The following is a 17,119-nucleotide window of genomic DNA, read 5'->3' on the forward strand; positions in this document are numbered from 1 at the left end:
AGATGGAGCTTGCACAGTTCTTAACGCTGTTTAGCGTATGGATGATGTTGGTGATGGCGATGCTGATTTGGAAAAACAGCCGCCAGCGCAGGCGTCAAGAGGCGCGCCTTGCGTTGTACGTGAAACGAAAATCGCTCAATACCGAACGCTCACACATTGCGATGCACAACTGGATAACCCAATCCGAAAAAGCACGCTTAAGCCGCTTGCTCGCCAATGCTGGCTTTCATAAACCTCAAGCGCTCACTTGGCTTTTGTTGGCAAAAGTTGCATGTGGTCTCTTGGTCGCGTTGATGCTGCTGATTCGACAGGTGCTCAATGAGGAAGCGATATGGAGCCTGTGGTCACTCACTTTTGTGTTGGTCGGCTATGTATTCGGTGCCAATGGCCCAGAGTGGTGGTTGAATCTTAATGCAGACCGATACCGAAAGAAGCTCAAGCAATCTGCGCCAGATGCGATTGATTTACTGGTGCTTTGCGTCGAGTCGGGATTGTCTCTCAACCGCGCCTTTGAACGTGTTGCGCGTTATTTACACACCCAGCATGTGCAGATGTCAGAGCAGTTTCGAATCACCTCGGCTGAGTTAGACCTGCTCAATGATCGCACGCAAGCACTCAACAACTTGAGTTGGCGAACGGGCATTCCAGAGCTGCATACCTTGGCGACCACATTAACGATGGCGGAAAAGTATGGTTCGCCATTGGCCGACACGCTCAGGCAAATTAGCGAAGACGCGCGTCGACAAAGATCGCTGGATATTGAGGAAAAAGCCGGCAAGTTGCCTGGAAAGATCACCTTAATCCAGATGACTATGATCATGTTACCGATGTTGGTGATGGTGATTTCACCGATTCTTTCCCAGCTTCTGACCAGTTTGGCATAACCATCAGCTAGGGCAGCGGTGTTGTGCTGTCCATTTAGGAACCACCCATGAAATTTGCCTACCAACTCATTTTATCGACTTTTGGCCTTTTGCTTGTGGGGTGCGCTGCGCCATCCTCACAACCGAGTGCGGAATCTCTCAATAGTCTGGCGGATACCGCCTTTGAATACGCCCGTTACGATTCTGCCAAAAATAAGTACCAACAAGTGTTGGATATTTACCCCGAAGAAGCTCACGCGCGTTTGATGCTTGCTCGCATTGACCTACTAGAAGACAGGCCACACGCAGCGCAAGCTCAGTTGCAGCAATTGCTGTTAGAACAATCAGACAACGCCGCCGAAGCCGCGTTCATATTGGGTCGCCACTACCTCAACCAAGGCGATCTTCTACAAGCCAGTAACTATTTACAGCAAGGCTTAGGCTTTAATGAGCAACATGCGGGGCTACACAACTTGTTGGCAATAACGCAAGACGAGCAACAGTTCGCCGAGCAAGCGGAGAGGCATTTTCTGCGTGCAATCGAGCTGGAGCCTGACAGCAAAAGCTTTCGCGTTAACCTCTCATTTCACTACCTGCTTCAAGGGAAATTCACGCTCGCACAATCACAGTTGCAGCCTTTGATGAAGGGGAATCGCGTGCCAGATTTCGTCACGCAGCATTATGCCTTGGTGTTGTTGGCACAAGATGAGGAGCAACAAGCGTTTGAGTTACTCACTCACAGCATGTCTTCGCAACAAGCGGAGCAAGACATTGCGCTACTTAAGCAGCAGTTGAGCCGATTGCAATGAAAGGTCATAGAGGTCACAGAGGTCAAATAGGCAGCGTCAGTGTAGAAGCTGCCCTGATCATGCCGGTATTGCTCGCCTTAGTGGTACTGTTTTTTGAAATTGGACGGGTGCAATGGCATTTTTCTGCACTCGATCATGCGATTCAACAAGCAAGGCGCGCTACCCAATTGAAACAGGTCGCGGACCCGAATGCGTTAATTGAACATTTTTCACAACAGCTCCAGTTGCACAGTCCAGATTTGGCGCGCAACGCCAATATCGAATCCCAACGGTTTGCCTCTATAGCCCAATGGCTGGGTGTCACGGAGAGAGAAACGGCGCAACAGGGGCAGTTGCAGCACGGAGTTATCGTCATCACGGTTTCTCTTGAACTGCCTCCTTTGGCAATTCCTTTATTGACGGATCAAGAGATGGTATACCGCTACCGCAATCAGATTGCCATCATACCGGAGAAAGCATTTGAAACTGATTAAGAGTGCCCGCCGCCGAACGCAATCGGGCAGTGTTTCGATTGAAGCGTTGATGTTTATCCCTCTTCTGCTTCTGATGGCACTGGCTTTTATGGATCTCACCACGCTGATCCGCAGTAACGACAAGGTCCAAGAGCTCAGCCATACCTTAGTTCGAGCTGTCTCGATGCAAGATATTCAAGATGGAAACCAATTGCGCGAATGGATTCCCGCCTACTTGCAACAAGCGGAGCAATTGATGGCAAAGCCAGGGTCTGTGCTGGGGGTGAATGTTCAATTCCTCTCTGAGCAAAAACCGTTTGCAGTGGCAGAAGGGGCGTGCCAACCCCCTCAAGTTGAGTTTAAGTTGAGCGAGGTGGATCTTTGGGTAGTCAGTGTTTGTTATCAGCCAGCGCCAAAACAGCTTTTATCCCATTGGTGGGTGCTCTTTTCTGAGCAGCAAGCCCTCGTCAGCCACGCGATTTACAAAAGGAGATAAGATGCGCAAGCAAGCAGGCGGTATTTCCGTCTTTATGCTGGTGATGTTGGTGAGTATGTTGGTGTTTGCCGCTTGGGTAACCGATGTGATGCGTATTTACAGCGTGCACAACCAAGTGGCCAATGCAACTGATGCCGCGCTCGCCTCCGCGATTATTAGCGAAGTGCCTGAAGCAACGGCCGTCGAACTATTGAATGCGAACCTCAGTTCGGGCACCGCGAGCCTTTTTGCACAAGGAATTCGTGTTACACATCAGCGCGATGAACAAGAAGAAAACTTGCAAGTAGAGCTTGATTTCGTGCCCAACTCACTCAATGTGACTGCCTCCGAGATAGTGCCAATATCCGCTCATGCCAAAGCCGGTGTGAGCAGTAACAAGGCGGAAATTGTCTTTATGCTGGATGTTTCAAATTCCATGTCCGGCGAGCCGATGGCCAAAACCAAACAGGCATTGCTGGCCTTTGCCGATAAGCTCTATTCGCGAGGCAATCGCAATCAAAATTATGTGGTGAGCATAGTGCCTGCCTCAGGGAATGTGAACACCGGCCCAATGGAGGAGATCTATCTCGGCTCTTTTCGCCGCTACGATCACGCACAAGTCAAACGTGAAAACCGTTGGAGTGACATGTTTGACCGAGGCAGCGGCCGTGCGCCTGCGGTACCTGGGAGAAAACGCAATGCCATGTGTCGCGATTTGGAGTACGAAGGGAACAATTCGGGTACACTCGGTTTGCGTTATTTCCGTAATTTGGAGAAGCAGCCTCAGTTTGCCAGCAACAATTCCAAACGGATTATTCGCCCCATTCACAAACCAGTTGTCTCGTTTTTTGACGACGGTACACCGCTCGATCCGGCGGTCTATCCATCAACCAACCCGAGCAATAACTATCGTCCTTTTCACGAGGATAAGGCAATTTTTGATGACATCGAATGTCATGTGAACCCGATTGTGCCGTTTATTAGCGAGCGGAGACACTTTGAAAGCACGGTTCAGCGTTTAGTCCCAGGCATGAATACCAACAATGCTGAGGGAATGGTCTGGGCGATGCGCCTTTTGTCGCCATATTGGCAGGGCATTTGGGATGCTTCTCGCCCGCAGTTGCCACGGCATTACGGTGATGAAAACAGCAGTAAATACTTGGTGATGTTTTCCGATGGTAATCATTTGCTTGACCCTGCGTTTCGCGACAAAAAAATGAAACTGATTTGTACCCAACTCAAGCAACCGGGTCGCGACGTGAAAGTCATCACCATCAATTTTGGTGGCGCGGCAAGTCAGCGTTTGATGCAGTCGTGCGCCTCTGGCCCCGAGTTTTATCATGTGGCGAGTTTGTTTAGTGTTGAACGCGTGTTTGAGCAGATTGCCGATCAGGTGATCAGCAGTTCGTTGATAGAGTAACGCAAGGGTATGGTGCGATGAAAAAGCCCTCACATCATGTGAGGGCAGAACAAGCTGGCATTAAATGGGCAAGGTGCGTTCAATCCGTTGGTATGCCAGGCAGTGGAATCTATAGCGGCGTTGTCGCTTAAGCGGTTAGAGCAGCAAGGTGCTCACTTGCCGAAGCTAAGCCTTTAGAGGCAAAGTCGTCACCCATGTTGAGCGCTTCTGCGTAGACAAATTCAACCTCAGTAATACCGATAAAGCCTAAGACGGTGCGAAGATACGGTGTGACGTTATCGCTGGCGGCGTCTTTGTGGATCCCGCCGCGTGTGGTGATCACAATCGCTTTTTTACCTTCAATCAGCCCTTGCACGCCGACTTCGGTGTATTTGAACGTCACACCAGCGCGGGCAATCAGATCAATCCAGTTTTTCAGCTGTGTCGGTACCGTGAAGTTGTACATTGGGGCCGCGATAACCAGGGTATCTGCCGCTTTCACTTCTGCAATGAGTGTGTCTGAAAGCTCAACAATCGCTTGCTGCTCCGCGCTCAACTCGCCGCTGGCACGCAGTGCTGTCGCGACTTGGAAGTCCAAAACAGGCAGAGGTTGCTGCGCTAAGTCACGCACGGTAATTTCTTGTTGGTCGAGATTTTTGACCAATTCATCAACCAGTTTATTCGATTGAGAGTGGTCGCCAAGAATGCTTGATTTAAGAACGAGGAGACGAGACATAGGAGATTCCTTAAGCTTTGTTGCAAAGTATGTGGCCATTCTAGTCACTTTTTATTGAGTGAGAAGTCAAGGAACTTGGTAGTCTCATTCGAAAAATTAGAATAACGCTCATTGGTGGCTTTTCTTGAGGCTGTGGTACAATCCGCGCAGTTTTAAGTCATGAAAAGAATAGGAAATGCTTTGACGTCGTCACAGCCCAATACACAATCCAAGCCGCCGGAGCAAAAGGCTCAGGCGAATACCGCCGCGTCTTTACGCCAAGCGCTCAGCCAGTGCTTGATCAAAGATCGCTTCCGTCTCAGTAAGCGCATTTCGGGTGCCAGCAAAATCAAAAAAGAGTCAGCACGTCACGCCGTGTTTGATGAGATAGCACTAGATATCGCTAAATCGATGATGGAAGTGGAGCAGCGCTGTCGCCTGCAACCTAAAATTGACTACCCTGAAATCCTGCCTGTTAGCCAGAAAAAAGATGACATCGCCAAAGCGATCGCTGAGCATCAGGTGGTGATTGTGGCGGGGGAAACGGGTTCAGGGAAAACCACCCAGCTACCGAAAATTTGCGCCGAGTTGGGCCGAGGTAAATTTGGCCTGATTGGTCACACTCAGCCGCGCCGTTTGGCTGCTCGTTCGGTCGCCAGCCGTATTGCCGAAGAGATGGAGACCCAACTGGGCGATTTCGTCGGCTACAAAGTGCGTTTTAACGACCAAATCTCCGAACATACCCAGATCAAACTGATGACCGACGGTATTTTGCTGGCGGAAATCCAGCACGACCGTTTTCTCAATCAGTACGACACCATCATCATCGATGAAGCGCATGAACGCAGCCTCAATATCGATTTTATTCTCGGCTACCTCAAAGAGCTGTTGCCGCGTCGTCCAGATCTCAAAATCATCATCACTTCCGCGACGATTGATCCGGAGCGCTTTTCTAACCACTTTGGCGGCGCACCGATCATCGAAGTTTCTGGCCGAACCTATCCGGTTGACACTCGCTACCGCCCGCTCAGTGGCGAAGATGAAGACGACCGCGATCAGCTCGAAGGCATTTTTGAAGCCGTTGATGAGCTGTGCGACGAAGGGTTAGGCGACATCCTGATCTTCATGAACGGTGAGCGCGAGATCCGAGATACCGCCGATGCCTTGGCGAAACGTAAACTCAAAGACACCGAAATCATCCCGTTGTACGCGCGTTTGTCAGCAGGCGAGCAGAATAAAATCTTCCAGCCGCACGTTGGGCGTCGCATTGTGCTGGCGACTAACGTCGCGGAAACCTCGCTGACGGTACCGGGGATTAAATACGTGATTGATCCGGGTACAGCGCGCATCAGCCGTTACAGCTATCGCACCAAAGTGCAGCGTTTGCCGATTGAACCCATTTCGCAAGCCAGTGCCAACCAGCGTAAAGGCCGTTGTGGACGGGTGGAAGAGGGGATCTGTATTCGGCTTTACTCTGAGGAAGATTTTAACTCACGCCCAGAGTTCACCGATCCGGAAATTCTGCGCACCAACCTAGCTTCGGTTATTTTGCAAATGACGGCGCTCGGCCTTGGCGATATTGAAGCGTTCCCGTTTGTTGAAGCGCCGGATAAACGCAATATCCAAGACGGTGTGCGTCTTTTAGAAGAGCTGGGCGCGATTGACTCGCAAGCGAAAGATGCCAACAAACGTCTGACCGCGATAGGCAAGCAGTTGGCCCGTTTGCCGATTGACCCACGTTTAGCGCGCATGGTGCTGGAAGCGCCTAAGTATGGCTGTTTGAAAGATGTGATGATCATTGCCGCTGCGCTCTCCATCCAAGATCCGCGCGAGCGTCCATCGGACAAACAGCAATCGTCGGACGACAAACATCGCCGCTTCTTCGACGAAGAGTCTGATTTCCTTACTTTCGTCAATCTGTGGAACTACATTCAAAAGCAGCAAAAAGCGCTTTCGGGTAACCAGTTCCGCCGCCAGTGCAAAGAGGATTACCTCAACTACTTGCGGGTGCGCGAATGGCAAGACGTCTATTTCCAAATCCATCAGTCGATGCGGGAAATGGATTTCAAACTGAATGATGAACCGGGCTCATTTGATGCAGTTCACAGTGCCATCTTGGTCGGTCTGTTATCGCACATCGGCATGAAAGATCAGGAGAAGAACGAATATCAGGGCGCACGCAATGCCCGTTTCCATCTTTTCCCTGCCTCCGGTCTGTTTAAGAAGCAGCCGAAATGGGTGATGTCGGCCGAGCTGGTGGAAACCTCCAAACTGTGGGGACGCGTGGTGGCGAAGATCCAACCTGAATGGATTGAACCGCTTGCCAAACACCTGATAAAACGCAGTTACAGCGAGCCGCATTGGTCGAAAAAGCGTGCAGCGGTAATGGCCTATGAGAAAGTGATGCTGTACGGCATTCCTATCGTGCCAAAGCGTTTGGTCAACTACGGCAACATTGACGCCGCAGTGAGCCGTGAGATTTTCATTCGCAGCGCACTGGTGGAAGGAGAATGGGAAACCAAACACGCCTTCTTCAAGCAAAACCGCAAGTTGCTGCAAGAGGTGGAAGAGCTTGAGCATAAGTCGCGACGCCGTGACATCTTGGTCGATGATGAGGAGCTGTTCCAGTTCTACGATCAGCGCGTGGGGACGGACGTGGTTTCTGGTAAGCACTTTGACACTTGGTGGAAACAAGCAGCGAAGAAAGATCCTGAACTGCTGAACTTCGAAAAAGAGATGCTGTTCAAAGGCGACGCCAGCCATGTCACTGATTTGGACTATCCGAATTTCTGGCATCAAAACGGCCTGAAACTCAAACTCAGCTACCAATTTGAACCGGGTGATGACAGCGATGGCGTGACGGTGCATATTCCGCTGCCGATTCTCAACCAAGTGGATGCGGCCGGTTTTGACTGGCAAATTCCGGGCTTGCGCCATGAGTTGGTGGTGAGCCTAATTAAGTCGCTGCCAAAGACATTGCGCAAGAATTTTGTTCCCGCACCGAACTATGCGGATGCGTTTTTGTCGCGTGTGAGCGCGATGGAAATGCCGTTATTGGATGCCTTGGAGAAAGAGCTGCGCCGTATGACAGGCGTGGAAGTGCTGCGCGAGGACTGGAAACTTGAACAGGTGCCCGATCACTTGAAAGTCACTTTCCGCGCGGTGGACGAGAAAAATCGTAAACTGAAAGAGCACAAAGATCTGCACGAATTGAAAGAGAGTTTGAAAGAGAAAGTGCAGGAAACGCTCTCCAAAGTGGCCGATGATGACATCGAGCAGCAAGGTTTGCATACGTGGAGCTTTGGTGAGCTGCCACAGGTCTACCAGCAAAAACGCGGTGGTTATCAAGTCAAAGCCTACCCGGCGATTGTCGATAACAAAGACAGCGTGGAGATCAAGCTGTATGAAACCGAGCAAGAGCAGATTTCGGCCATGCGTGCGGGTCAGCGTCGTTTGATCTTGCTCAACGTGCCGTCGCCGATTAAGTATCTGCACACCAATTTGCCGAACAAGTCGAAGCTTGGCCTCTACTTCAACCCGTATGGCAAGGTGCTCGATCTGATTGACGACTGTATCGCCTGTGGGGTGGACAAGCTGATTGAAGAGCAGGGCGGTTTGGTCTGGGAACCCGAAAAGTTCGAGGCGCTCAAAGAGCATGTTCGTGTCGAGTTGGGTGACACTGTGGTTGAAATCGCCAAACAAGTGGAAACTATCCTCACTACCGCCTTTAATATAAATAAGAAGTTGAAAGGTAAGATTGATTTCACCATGGCGTTTGCACTGTCTGACATCAAGGCGCAAATTGAAGGTTTGATCTTCAAAGGCTTTGCCACGGAATGCGGCTGGAAGCGTTTGCCTGACATTCTGCGCTACATGCGTGCAATTGAGCGCCGCATGGAGAAGCTGCCTATCGATCCAAACAAAGATCGTCTGCATATGCTTAAGATCGAATCGGTGGTGAATGACTACAAAGAACTGCTGAATAAAATTCCGAAAGGGATGGCCGTGCCAGACAATGTGAAGGAGATTCGCTGGATGTTAGAAGAGCTGCGCGTGAGTTATTTTGCCCAGCAGCTTGGCACGCCGTATCCGGTTTCGGATAAACGGGTTAAAAACGCAATAGATGCTTGCTAATTCGGCACTTGGATGTAGGCATATTAATTGCAGAATGTATAATAGCGGGCATTGATACGTCTATCATGAGGCAAAAACCTGCCTCCTGACAGACTGACAAACAAACGAGAGAAGGTTAACGATGAAAAAGACTCTTTTAGCACTAGCGCTTGTTGGCGCGTCATCAACAGCGATGGCGGATTCATGGATTTACGGCGGTGCGACGGTCGGTCAGTCTGACTTTAAAGGCGAAAGCGGCACTTCCTACTCAATTCATGCGGGTACAGGCATTCTGCCAATCATTGGTATTGAAGCGGGTCTGACTCAACACGGTACTTTTGATATCGATTACTCAGGCACGAAGCGTGATACCAAGCTACGTTCTTACTATGCAGCACTCAAACCAAGTATTGATGTTGGCCCACTGCACGTTTGGGCAAAGGGCGGTTTACATCAGTGGGATAAAGAAGTCACTGGTCTGTCAGCACAAGACGACGATGGCGTAGACATCATGTACGGTGTTGGCGCGGAATACTTTATCTTTGGCCCATTGTCTGTTGGCGCAAGCTACATGAACTACACCACAGATAAAGACGATGTGGGTACCTTCTCATTGAACGCGACAATTCACCTCCTATAAGTGACTTGATTTATCATCGCAAATCTAATAAACCGCTAAGTTATTAGCGGTTTATTTTTATCCCCACTTTGTCAAAGCGCGCACCAAGGGTTGGTTTATCGGTCTGATACCATTCGCTTGGCATCGACTTTTCCAACCCAGCCTGTTTTAAGGCTTTAAGTTCCTCCTTGCGAATCACCACGTACTCTAGCCAAGTTGCCAGCAAACACTCTAGCTGTTCTAAGGTGATGTTTTCATTATTTTTCCAAAAACCTTTCAGTAAGCCAACCACACTTGCTTCTGGTACTAAAGGTTCAATCACGCCCTGTTTGCTGCGGGTTACTTTGCTCGAACGTGGCAGTTGGTCTCGCGCTAAGTTCCAGTCCGGTTTGCCGTGGCGACTCACCAATTGGTGACGATAGCAGTAGTAGGGAAACAGAAAGCGTTCAATCGCATGCCAGCGCTCTGCTTTGATTTCCAAGAGTATGTGTTGCAGCTCTAAATGTTCATCGTACATGGTGGTTAGGAGTATTGTTCGAGGCGATTTTATAGCGCTATAAAATATCAGAATCGGGATTTAGTTGATACTCGACGCGATGTACAGTTTGCCCGGTGAAGAAAACAGCTACGCCAGCATTTACAAGTATGAAAATCAGACTATTCGCCTTAATGGTGTGCTGTTTCACATCAAAGCCGATGGTAGTCAAGTTGCACTTGAGAGCGAAACTGGGGTAGTGTTTCTTTCCAATTAAGTGGGCGACTCCGACTTGTTGTCCCTGTTTCAAGGAGAGAAGAAACCATGTCTCAATATACCGCGACAGTTCATTGGCAGCGTCAAGCCCACGAGCCGTTTTCTGATAATCTGTATAGCCGCGGACATGAGTGGCGTTTTGATGGTGGCGTAGTGGTTCCCGCTTCAGCGTCGCCGCATGTGGTTCCTCTGCCTTTATCGGTAGAGCAAAACGTCGATCCTGAAGAGGCTTTTGTCGCCGCGCTGTCGAGCTGCCACATGTTGACTTTTCTGGGGATTGTGGCGAAAAAGCGTTACGTGGTGGAAGAGTATATCGATCACGCGGTTGGCCGCATGGAAGAAAATGAACAGGGCAGAATGTGGGTTTCGCAGGTGGTACTCAGGCCGAAAATTCGCTTCGCTGGTGAGTTGCAGCCGACACGTGAGCAGCTAGAAAAGTGGCATCATTTGGCTCATCAGCACTGCTTCATTGCCAACTCAGTAAAAACGCAGGTAAGTACGGAGTTTTAGCAAGTAATTGTAATGCAAGTGAAAATTGTCGTTTGACGAACAGTAAATTACATATGTGATACGATGTTTATAAAATTTGTTGAGCATTGAGTGGTCATCACAAAAATTAACAAATAATTTACATGTGCCGTCAATCCTTGAAAATCTATTCTACGGTTAATGAGCTCCTCAGAGGTCTGACTAGTTATAAGGAATAGAAAATTGAAAAGGAAACTACTCTTTGCTGCTCTCTGGATAGTGAGTGTCAGTAGCTTGGCCGGAACCAGCGCTGCCTCACTTGATCAAACAGGTTATACCCAAACTCGTTATCCCATCGTGCTTGTGCACGGCTTATTCGGCTTTGATAAGTTAGCTGGGGTGGACTATTTCTACGGCATTCCAGAATCGCTCACCAAAGACGGCGCTAAGGTGTACGTGGCGCAGGTCTCCGCGACCAACAGCAGTGAGGTGCGTGGCGAGCAGTTGCTCGCGCAAGTTGAAACCTTGCTCGCAGCCACTGGGGCGGAAAAAGTGAACCTGATTGGTCATAGCCATGGTGGGCCGACGGCACGTTATGTTGCTTCTGTTCGGCCTGATTTGGTGGCGTCGGTGACCAGCATTGGCGGTGTTCACAAAGGTTCAAAAGTGGCAGATTTAGTGCGTGGCCACGTTGCTGAAGGCTCTGTCACGGAAGCGCTGGCGGTGAAACTTGCCGAAGGGCTTAGCGGGCTGATTGGTTTGCTTTCTGGTGGCAGCTCGCTTGAGCAAGATCCACTTGCCTCGCTTGATGCCTTGACCACGCAAGGTTCGCTGCGCTTCAACCAGTTTTACCCCGAAGGCATTCCGAGGTCGGAATGCGGAGAAGGGGATCTTCTCGCCGCGAATGGCGTCTATTACTACTCTTGGACAGGCGCAAGCACGTTCACCAATGTGTTAGATCCGATTGATGCGCCGATGGCAATTCTTGGATTGGCATTTGCAGGTGAGGCGAATGATGGTCTTGTTGGCGCATGCAGCACCCATTTAGGCAAAGTGATCCGCGACGACTACAAAATGAATCATTTAGATGAAATCAATGGTCTGCTTGGAATTCATCATCTGTTTGAGACCGATCCGGTCACCTTGTACCGTCAGCACGCGAATCGTTTGAAACGGCAAGGTTTGTAAGGATAGCCAATGAAAAAGACCGTATTGAGCATAATTATTGTGGTCGCCTTGGGGAGCTTCATTGCGGTCTTTTATCCAACGGCAGAACAAACTGCGGTGCAAGACATTCGCACCGCTGCTCAAAAGGATACCGAACTCGATATCGCCTCTGGCCGGGCGCTAATGGATTACTCTCTTAGTGCTTTGGGTGAAAAACCGTTGCATCAGATCCAAAGTGAATTCACCGCGCTTGGCGAAGTGATTCAACCATTGCAAATTGACGAGCGTCTGTTTGCGACCTATTTGCAATATAAGCAAGCACTCGTTGAGTTAGAACCCAATTGGAGTACGCTCGATAGTTTTGCCTTTACCGAGTTACACCAATCTTTGTTGGCGCTACAGCAGCGCTTTTTTACCGACGAGCAAATAGCGCTGCTTTTTGCCGAAGAAAATCAGTTGAGAGCCCTCGCGATAGAGAAAATACGCCTGCAGAGCAGCGCACTCAATCAGCAAGAGCAGCAGGAGATGTGGCAAGCTCAATTGGCCGATTTACCAGAGTACATTCAGCAAAGTGATGTGAATCGCAGGTTGATTGGTGAACTTAGCCAAACTGAGCAAGAGGACAGGCAAACGGCCTACTTAAAGCGAGCTGAGTTGGTGGGAGACGCTGGGGCGCAGCGGTTGAGTCAACTCGACGCGCAGCGTCAGCAGTTTGCCAATGAGTTGCAGAGCTATCTGCTTGCCCGCAGCGATATTCTACAGTCAGACTTTCTTAGCACAGAACAAAAGCAGCAGCAGATTGAGGCGCTGCGAGCTAACCGCTTTGCTCAAAAGCAGTGGCGACGAGTCGAAGCGTTAGAGCGCATTCAAGATGCATCGCAATCTGTAAACTAAAAGAGCAGGGGACACCTGCTCTTTCTTGATCAAATCGCCAGCGGCATTTCGTTGGATGAATCAGGTTTACGAAACACCAAACGCAGCCCAAGCATGGCAAGAATGGACATGGCGAGCATCAAGCAGCCCAGCGGCAGTTGATCTTGTGCTGGAAACAGCGATGCGATGAGCGTTGCAATGCCCGCTCCTAGGTTTTGCATCCCGCCTAATATTGCGCCTCCCGTCCCTGCGTGATAAGGAAAAGGGGCCAGTGCGCCAGTGGTTGCCGCTGGGAATAAAATGCCCGCGCCAAGAAAGTAGATGGTCGCGCCGCCAACAAGCGTGAGTGCCGTCGTCTGACCAAACACGCCAGGGATCAAAACGATTGCCGCGCCAAGCAAAATCGCCACCAAACCCACATTGAGTGCACGTTTTTGCGAGCGGCGCTGAGCGATGTAGCTCGACAGGCCAGCACCGATCAGATAACCGGGAATGGGCAAGACAAACAAAATACTGACGGTCGTGGCTGGTAGATTCAGCACGCCGCCTAACAGCACGCCTGCCGCGGCTTCAAAGACCGCCACGCCAGCAAAGGTCGCGACTAAACAGAGCAAATAGCCTTGGAAACGTGGGTTGGAAAGCACATAGCGGTAACTGCGTGCAACGGACTCTACTTTGCGTTTCTCTTTTGGCAATGTCTCCATCATGCTGGTCATCATGGTGATGATGACCGCAATCGCAAACAGGGCAAGGAAGAGATAACTTGAGCGCCAACTAAAGGTTTCAGTCAAGTAGCCACCCAGCACCGGAGCCAACAAGGGGGAAAAGATCACGCACATGCTAATCAGGCTGTTGGCGCGGTGCAGCTCTGCTCCTTCAAAGCAATCGCGTGTTAAGGTGCGTGACATCGCTCCGCCACAGCCGATGCCCAAGCCTTGAATAAAGCTACCCGCCAAAAACCACTCATACTGCTTGGCAAATAGCGTCACAAGCGTGCCAAGGATATAGATCACCAAGCCGATGATGATGACCGGTTTACGGCCAATTCGATCAGACAGCGGCCCGTAGAAAAACTGCGATAAGCCATACGGGATAAGATAGCAGGCCATGACCGCCTGCAAAGCGGCTGGTGAAACGAGGAATTCGTCGGCCATGTAACCAATCGAAGGCACGTACATGGTTTGTGTCATTTGACCGACAGCCGTCAGTATAGCGATTAAAAAGGTAAGTTTGACTAATGGAAATGACGCGGACATCTGCGTATTTTCTCCGGAAAAAAGACAACAATATTCCCCGGCGCTTTAGTAAAAAAGTGCCAATAAATGACGTAAACACGGGAGGTTACGGCGCGAGATGTTAGTCTTTGCTAAGGGGGGAAGCAATAAGGAAATGTGATCTAAAGCAAGATTAATTTCTATCATTTGCATTAGAAAAATTAATGCAAAAGTAAAGGTAATAAAAAGGGAGCTTTCGCTCCCTTTTATCAATCATTCAACGAATTAGAACTTCTCTTCGAACTCTTTGTTCGCTGCCCATGCGTAGATAAGCTCTAGCGCGATGGTGGCTCCAGCTAATGCGGTCAGGTCGCTCTGATCGTATGGGGGAGAGACTTCCACAACGTCCATGCCGACGATGTTGACGTCTTTCAAACCACGGATGATCTTGAGGATCTTGTCGGAGTTGAGGCCGCCACAAACTGGCGTACCTGTGCCTGGCGCAAACGCCGGATCCAAACAGTCGATATCGAAGGTCACATACACAGGTTTATCAGCCACAATACGGCGAATGTCGGCCAGAATCTCTTCGACCGTCATGTCGTTGGCTTGCATCGCGTTGATGACGTTAAAGCCATGGCCGTCTTGTTTGTATTCAGTACGAATACCGACTTGTACTGAGTGCTTCGGTGAGATCAAACCTTCTTTCGGCGCATGGTAGAACATGGTGCCGTGGTCGTAGCTACTGCCGTTTGCATAGGTGTCGGTGTGCGCGTCGAAGTGGATCAGTGCCATCTCACCGTAGTGTTTTGCATAAGCACGCAGCACTGGCAGAGTGATGAAGTGATCACCACCCAGCGCCAGCATCGTTTTGCCGCTTTGCAAAATGGCCGAGGTCGCGGCTTCCATACGGTAGGTAAAGTCTTCTGCGTCACCACAGTCAAAGACTAAGTCACCGCCATCAATCACTTTCACTTTCTTGAACAGGTTAAAGTCCCAAGGAAACTTTTTGCCTTCCCAAGCTAGGTTAACGGAGGCGCGACGAATCGCATCAGGGCCCATACGCGCACCTGGGCGACCAGAGGTTGCCATATCCAGTGGGGCACCGAACACCACCAGATCCGCATCTGCGGCGACCGGATCTTTAACATACGGACGACGCACGAAACTCATTGAGTTCGAGTAAAGCGAATAATCAGTTTTAGTAAACAAATCATTCATTTAGAAATCCTCTAAATAAGTATAACCAGACAGACCTTGTTCCAGCTCTGCCAGGATTTGTTGTTGCTCTTTGGCCTCAACACGAAGTGAAACCAGAGATTGGTAGTTCTTACGGATCTGGTCCACATCAATATGCACATAACGCATCATGTCTTCGACGGTGTCACCTTCGTTGACAAAATCGATATTCATTTCGCCTTGGTCACCGACATTAACCACCACACTGTGGGTGTCACCAAACAGGTTATGCATGTCCCCGAGAATTTCTTGATAAGCCCCCACAAGGAAAAAGCCCATCAAATAAGGTTCGTCCGCGTTCCAAGCCGGAACGGGGAGGGTGCTTTCGATACCTTGACCATCCACGTACGCATCAATCGCACCGTCTGAATCGCAGGTGATATCCAGCATTACAGCGCGGCGGTCTGCAGTATTTTGCAGCCCAGACAGAGGCATCACCGGGAAAACCTGATCGATACCCCAAGAGTCAGGCAGCGACTGGAATAGCGAGAAGTTCACAAAGAACTTGTCTGCCAGACGCTCGGCCAATTCGTCCAAAATAGGGCGATGGAAACGGTTTTTGTTGCTCATCAAACGATTGAGCTCGTAATAGATACGCAGCGATGTTTGCTCTGCCCAAGCGCGGTGCTCAAGCGTCAACACGCCAGTGGCGAACTGAGAGTGCACCTCAGCCAAATCGCTCTGGGTGTCGTTATAAATCTCAATCAATGCACGTGCGTCGGTTCCGTTGTGCAGATTCAACCAACTGCGCCACATGTTGTTGAGCAGCATTGGGAAATCTTCGTCCGGCTCGGTCACAGTTTCTGGCTTGTAGGTCTCTGTACCGATGACGTTGGCGATCAGCACCGCGTGATGCGCTGTTAATGAACGACCGGATTCAGAGATGATCACCGGCATTGGCTGCTTGTAATCTTTACACACGTCACCAACCGTGTTGACGATGTTACGTGCGTACTCGACCAAGCCGTAGTTCATTGAGTTGGACGATTGACTACGCGTGCCGTCGTAGTCGATAGCCAAGCCACCGCCTACGTCAAAATATTTGATGTTTGCACCAAGAGTACGCAGTTCGCAGTAGAAACGAACGGACTCGTTGACCCCATTACGCACATCGCGAATATTGGCCATCTGTGAGCCAAGGTGAAAGTGAACCAGTTGCAGCGTATCGAGCTGGTTCTCTTTCTTCAAACGGGTGATCACATTCAGCACTTGTGAAGCAGAGAGTCCAAACTTCGACTTCTCACCGCCACTGGCTTGCCATTTGCCTGTACCTTGAGAAGCAAGGCGGATGCGAATGCCCAAACGTGGCGTCACACCAAGGCTCTCTGCTTCACGCAGTACCAAGTCCAACTCCGACATCTTCTCAAGCACGATGAACACTTTATGGCCCAGTTTTTCGCCAATCAGCGCTAAACGGATGTACTCACGGTCTTTATAGCCGTTGCAGACGATCACAGAGCTCGCTTGTTGCGCCATGGCGAGCACTGCGAGTAACTCTGGTTTACTGCCGGCTTCAAGGCCCAGCTGTTTTGTTTCAAGTTGTGCCTGGCTCGCCAGAATCTCATCCACCACTTCACGCTGTTGGTTTACTTTAATTGGGTAAACCAGCAGGTATTTATTGGGGTATTGATATTCCTCAATCGCCTGGTTAAACGCGTCACAGATCGAATGAACACGCTGATGCAGAATTTGTGGAAAGCGAACCAACACCGGCACATTGAGCTGACGCTCTTCCAGTGCTTTGACGATTTTGCTTAACTGAACCTGGTGAGCATTGTCACTACGAGGTGAAACGTACATTTCTCCATGATCGTCAATGCCGTAAAAGCCTTGGCTCCAGTAATGTACGTTGTAATCTGCGCGAACGCGGTCTAGTTTGGATGTTTGTTCCACATCTAATCTCACAGAATATATCCGCAGAACTGCAACGGATATTTAAGAACAAAACATGAGTGGGCTGAG

Annotated in this window: 16 protein-coding genes; 11 read left to right on the forward strand and 5 right to left on the reverse strand. The window is 50.0% G+C overall.

What is annotated here, in order from left to right; all coding sequences use genetic code 11:
* The first annotated feature begins 2 nt into the window (after positions 1-2).
* Genes I3X05_RS06385 through I3X05_RS06405 form a run of 5 tightly spaced genes read left to right on the forward strand, consistent with a single transcriptional unit; the run spans position 3 to position 4,019 of the window.
* A complete protein-coding gene (locus I3X05_RS06385; protein ID WP_045571522.1) occupies positions 3-884 on the forward strand; it encodes a type II secretion system F family protein in 882 nt (293 codons plus the stop codon).
* Positions 885-931: 47 nt separating this feature from the next.
* The gene (locus tag I3X05_RS06390; RefSeq protein ID WP_337971018.1) at positions 932-1,672 is read left to right on the forward strand and encodes a tetratricopeptide repeat protein; all 741 of its coding nucleotides are present in this window, start codon (positions 932-934) and stop codon (positions 1,670-1,672) included.
* Positions 1,669-2,145: a TadE family protein gene (locus I3X05_RS06395; protein ID WP_202933212.1), complete on the forward strand. Its 477-nt coding sequence runs from the start codon at positions 1,669-1,671 to the stop codon at positions 2,143-2,145. The genes I3X05_RS06390 and I3X05_RS06395 overlap by 4 nt, the downstream gene beginning before the upstream one ends.
* A complete protein-coding gene (locus I3X05_RS06400; protein WP_045571525.1) occupies positions 2,132-2,620 on the forward strand; it encodes a hypothetical protein in 489 nt (162 codons plus the stop codon). Before I3X05_RS06395 ends, I3X05_RS06400 begins: the two co-directional genes overlap by 14 nt.
* 1 nt (position 2,621) lies before the next feature.
* Complete coding sequence (locus tag I3X05_RS06405) at positions 2,622-4,019, forward strand: VWA domain-containing protein (RefSeq protein WP_337971019.1); 1,398 nt, start codon at positions 2,622-2,624, stop codon at positions 4,017-4,019.
* A 127-nt stretch (positions 4,020-4,146) separates the two neighbouring features.
* On the opposite strand, the gene I3X05_RS06410 is transcribed toward I3X05_RS06405, so the two are convergent.
* On the reverse strand, positions 4,147-4,734 hold the full coding sequence (locus I3X05_RS06410) for an FMN-dependent NADH-azoreductase (RefSeq protein WP_337971020.1): 588 nt from the start codon (positions 4,732-4,734) through the stop codon (positions 4,147-4,149).
* Positions 4,735-4,893: 159 nt separating this feature from the next.
* Between I3X05_RS06410 and hrpA the strand changes: the two genes are divergently transcribed.
* Together hrpA and I3X05_RS06420 are read left to right on the forward strand one after the other, a co-directional pair.
* Complete coding sequence (hrpA, locus tag I3X05_RS06415) at positions 4,894-8,847, forward strand: ATP-dependent RNA helicase HrpA (protein WP_337971021.1); 3,954 nt, start codon at positions 4,894-4,896, stop codon at positions 8,845-8,847.
* A gap of 121 nt (positions 8,848-8,968) precedes the next feature.
* Positions 8,969-9,466: an outer membrane beta-barrel protein gene (locus I3X05_RS06420; protein WP_065819724.1), complete on the forward strand. Its 498-nt coding sequence runs from the start codon at positions 8,969-8,971 to the stop codon at positions 9,464-9,466.
* A gap of 43 nt (positions 9,467-9,509) precedes the next feature.
* Here the strand turns inward: I3X05_RS06420 and I3X05_RS06425 are convergent, their stop codons facing one another.
* Positions 9,510-9,962, reverse strand: a complete 453-nt coding sequence (locus I3X05_RS06425; RefSeq protein ID WP_193157399.1) for a hypothetical protein — start codon at positions 9,960-9,962, stop codon at positions 9,510-9,512.
* Between the two features lie 79 nt (positions 9,963-10,041).
* On the opposite strand from I3X05_RS06425, the gene I3X05_RS06430 reads away from it, so the two are divergent.
* From I3X05_RS06430 to I3X05_RS06445, 4 genes are all read left to right on the forward strand, one after another.
* Entirely contained in the window at positions 10,042-10,197 is a 156-nt protein-coding gene (locus tag I3X05_RS06430; protein ID WP_193157400.1) for a hypothetical protein, read from the forward strand.
* Positions 10,198-10,244: 47 nt separating this feature from the next.
* A complete protein-coding gene (locus I3X05_RS06435; RefSeq protein ID WP_172564382.1) occupies positions 10,245-10,706 on the forward strand; it encodes an OsmC family protein in 462 nt (153 codons plus the stop codon).
* Positions 10,707-10,907: 201 nt separating this feature from the next.
* Positions 10,908-11,852, forward strand: coding sequence for an esterase/lipase family protein (locus I3X05_RS06440; protein ID WP_193157401.1), 945 nt, complete (start codon positions 10,908-10,910; stop codon positions 11,850-11,852).
* A 9-nt stretch (positions 11,853-11,861) separates the two neighbouring features.
* Positions 11,862-12,725, forward strand: a complete 864-nt coding sequence (locus I3X05_RS06445; protein ID WP_337971022.1) for a lipase secretion chaperone — start codon at positions 11,862-11,864, stop codon at positions 12,723-12,725.
* A 29-nt stretch (positions 12,726-12,754) separates the two neighbouring features.
* On the opposite strand, the gene emrD is transcribed toward I3X05_RS06445, so the two are convergent.
* From emrD to speA, 3 genes are all read right to left on the reverse strand, one after another.
* Positions 12,755-13,960 carry a multidrug efflux MFS transporter EmrD gene (gene emrD, locus I3X05_RS06450; protein WP_039462818.1) on the reverse strand — a complete coding sequence of 402 codons (1,206 nt, stop codon included), beginning with the start codon at positions 13,958-13,960 and terminating at the stop codon, positions 12,755-12,757.
* 243 nt (positions 13,961-14,203) lie between these two features.
* Complete coding sequence (gene speB / locus I3X05_RS06455; protein WP_045571534.1) at positions 14,204-15,139, reverse strand: agmatinase; 936 nt, start codon at positions 15,137-15,139, stop codon at positions 14,204-14,206.
* Complete coding sequence (gene speA / locus I3X05_RS06460) at positions 15,140-17,050, reverse strand: arginine decarboxylase (protein ID WP_045571535.1); 1,911 nt, start codon at positions 17,048-17,050, stop codon at positions 15,140-15,142.
* Positions 17,051-17,119: the final 69 nt, after the last annotated feature.

The sequence above is a fragment of the Vibrio navarrensis genome (assembly GCF_015767675.1).
In the GTDB taxonomy this organism is placed as follows: Bacteria; Pseudomonadota; Gammaproteobacteria; order Enterobacterales; family Vibrionaceae; genus Vibrio.

Bases quoted from the DNA above. Each gene is read 5' to 3' on its own strand.
- I3X05_RS06385 (WP_045571522.1), top strand. From the start codon at position 3: ATGGAGCTTGCACAGTTCTTAACGCTGTTTAGCGTATGGATGATGTTG.
- I3X05_RS06390 (WP_337971018.1), top strand. From the start codon at position 932: ATGAAATTTGCCTACCAACTCATTTTATCGACTTTTGGCCTTTTGCTT.
- I3X05_RS06395 (WP_202933212.1), top strand. From the start codon at position 1,669: ATGAAAGGTCATAGAGGTCACAGAGGTCAAATAGGCAGCGTCAGTGTA.
- I3X05_RS06405 (WP_337971019.1), top strand. From the start codon at position 2,622: ATGCGCAAGCAAGCAGGCGGTATTTCCGTCTTTATGCTGGTGATGTTG.
- I3X05_RS06410 (WP_337971020.1), bottom strand. From the start codon at position 4,734: ATGTCTCGTCTCCTCGTTCTTAAATCAAGCATTCTTGGCGACCACTCT.
- hrpA (WP_337971021.1), top strand. From the start codon at position 4,894: ATGAAAAGAATAGGAAATGCTTTGACGTCGTCACAGCCCAATACACAA.
- I3X05_RS06420 (WP_065819724.1), top strand. From the start codon at position 8,969: ATGAAAAAGACTCTTTTAGCACTAGCGCTTGTTGGCGCGTCATCAACA.
- I3X05_RS06425 (WP_193157399.1), bottom strand. From the start codon at position 9,962: ATGTACGATGAACATTTAGAGCTGCAACACATACTCTTGGAAATCAAA.
- I3X05_RS06430 (WP_193157400.1), top strand. From the start codon at position 10,042: ATGTACAGTTTGCCCGGTGAAGAAAACAGCTACGCCAGCATTTACAAG.
- I3X05_RS06435 (WP_172564382.1), top strand. From the start codon at position 10,245: ATGTCTCAATATACCGCGACAGTTCATTGGCAGCGTCAAGCCCACGAG.
- I3X05_RS06445 (WP_337971022.1), top strand. From the start codon at position 11,862: ATGAAAAAGACCGTATTGAGCATAATTATTGTGGTCGCCTTGGGGAGC.
- emrD (WP_039462818.1), bottom strand. From the start codon at position 13,960: ATGTCCGCGTCATTTCCATTAGTCAAACTTACCTTTTTAATCGCTATA.
- speB (WP_045571534.1), bottom strand. From the start codon at position 15,139: ATGAATGATTTGTTTACTAAAACTGATTATTCGCTTTACTCGAACTCA.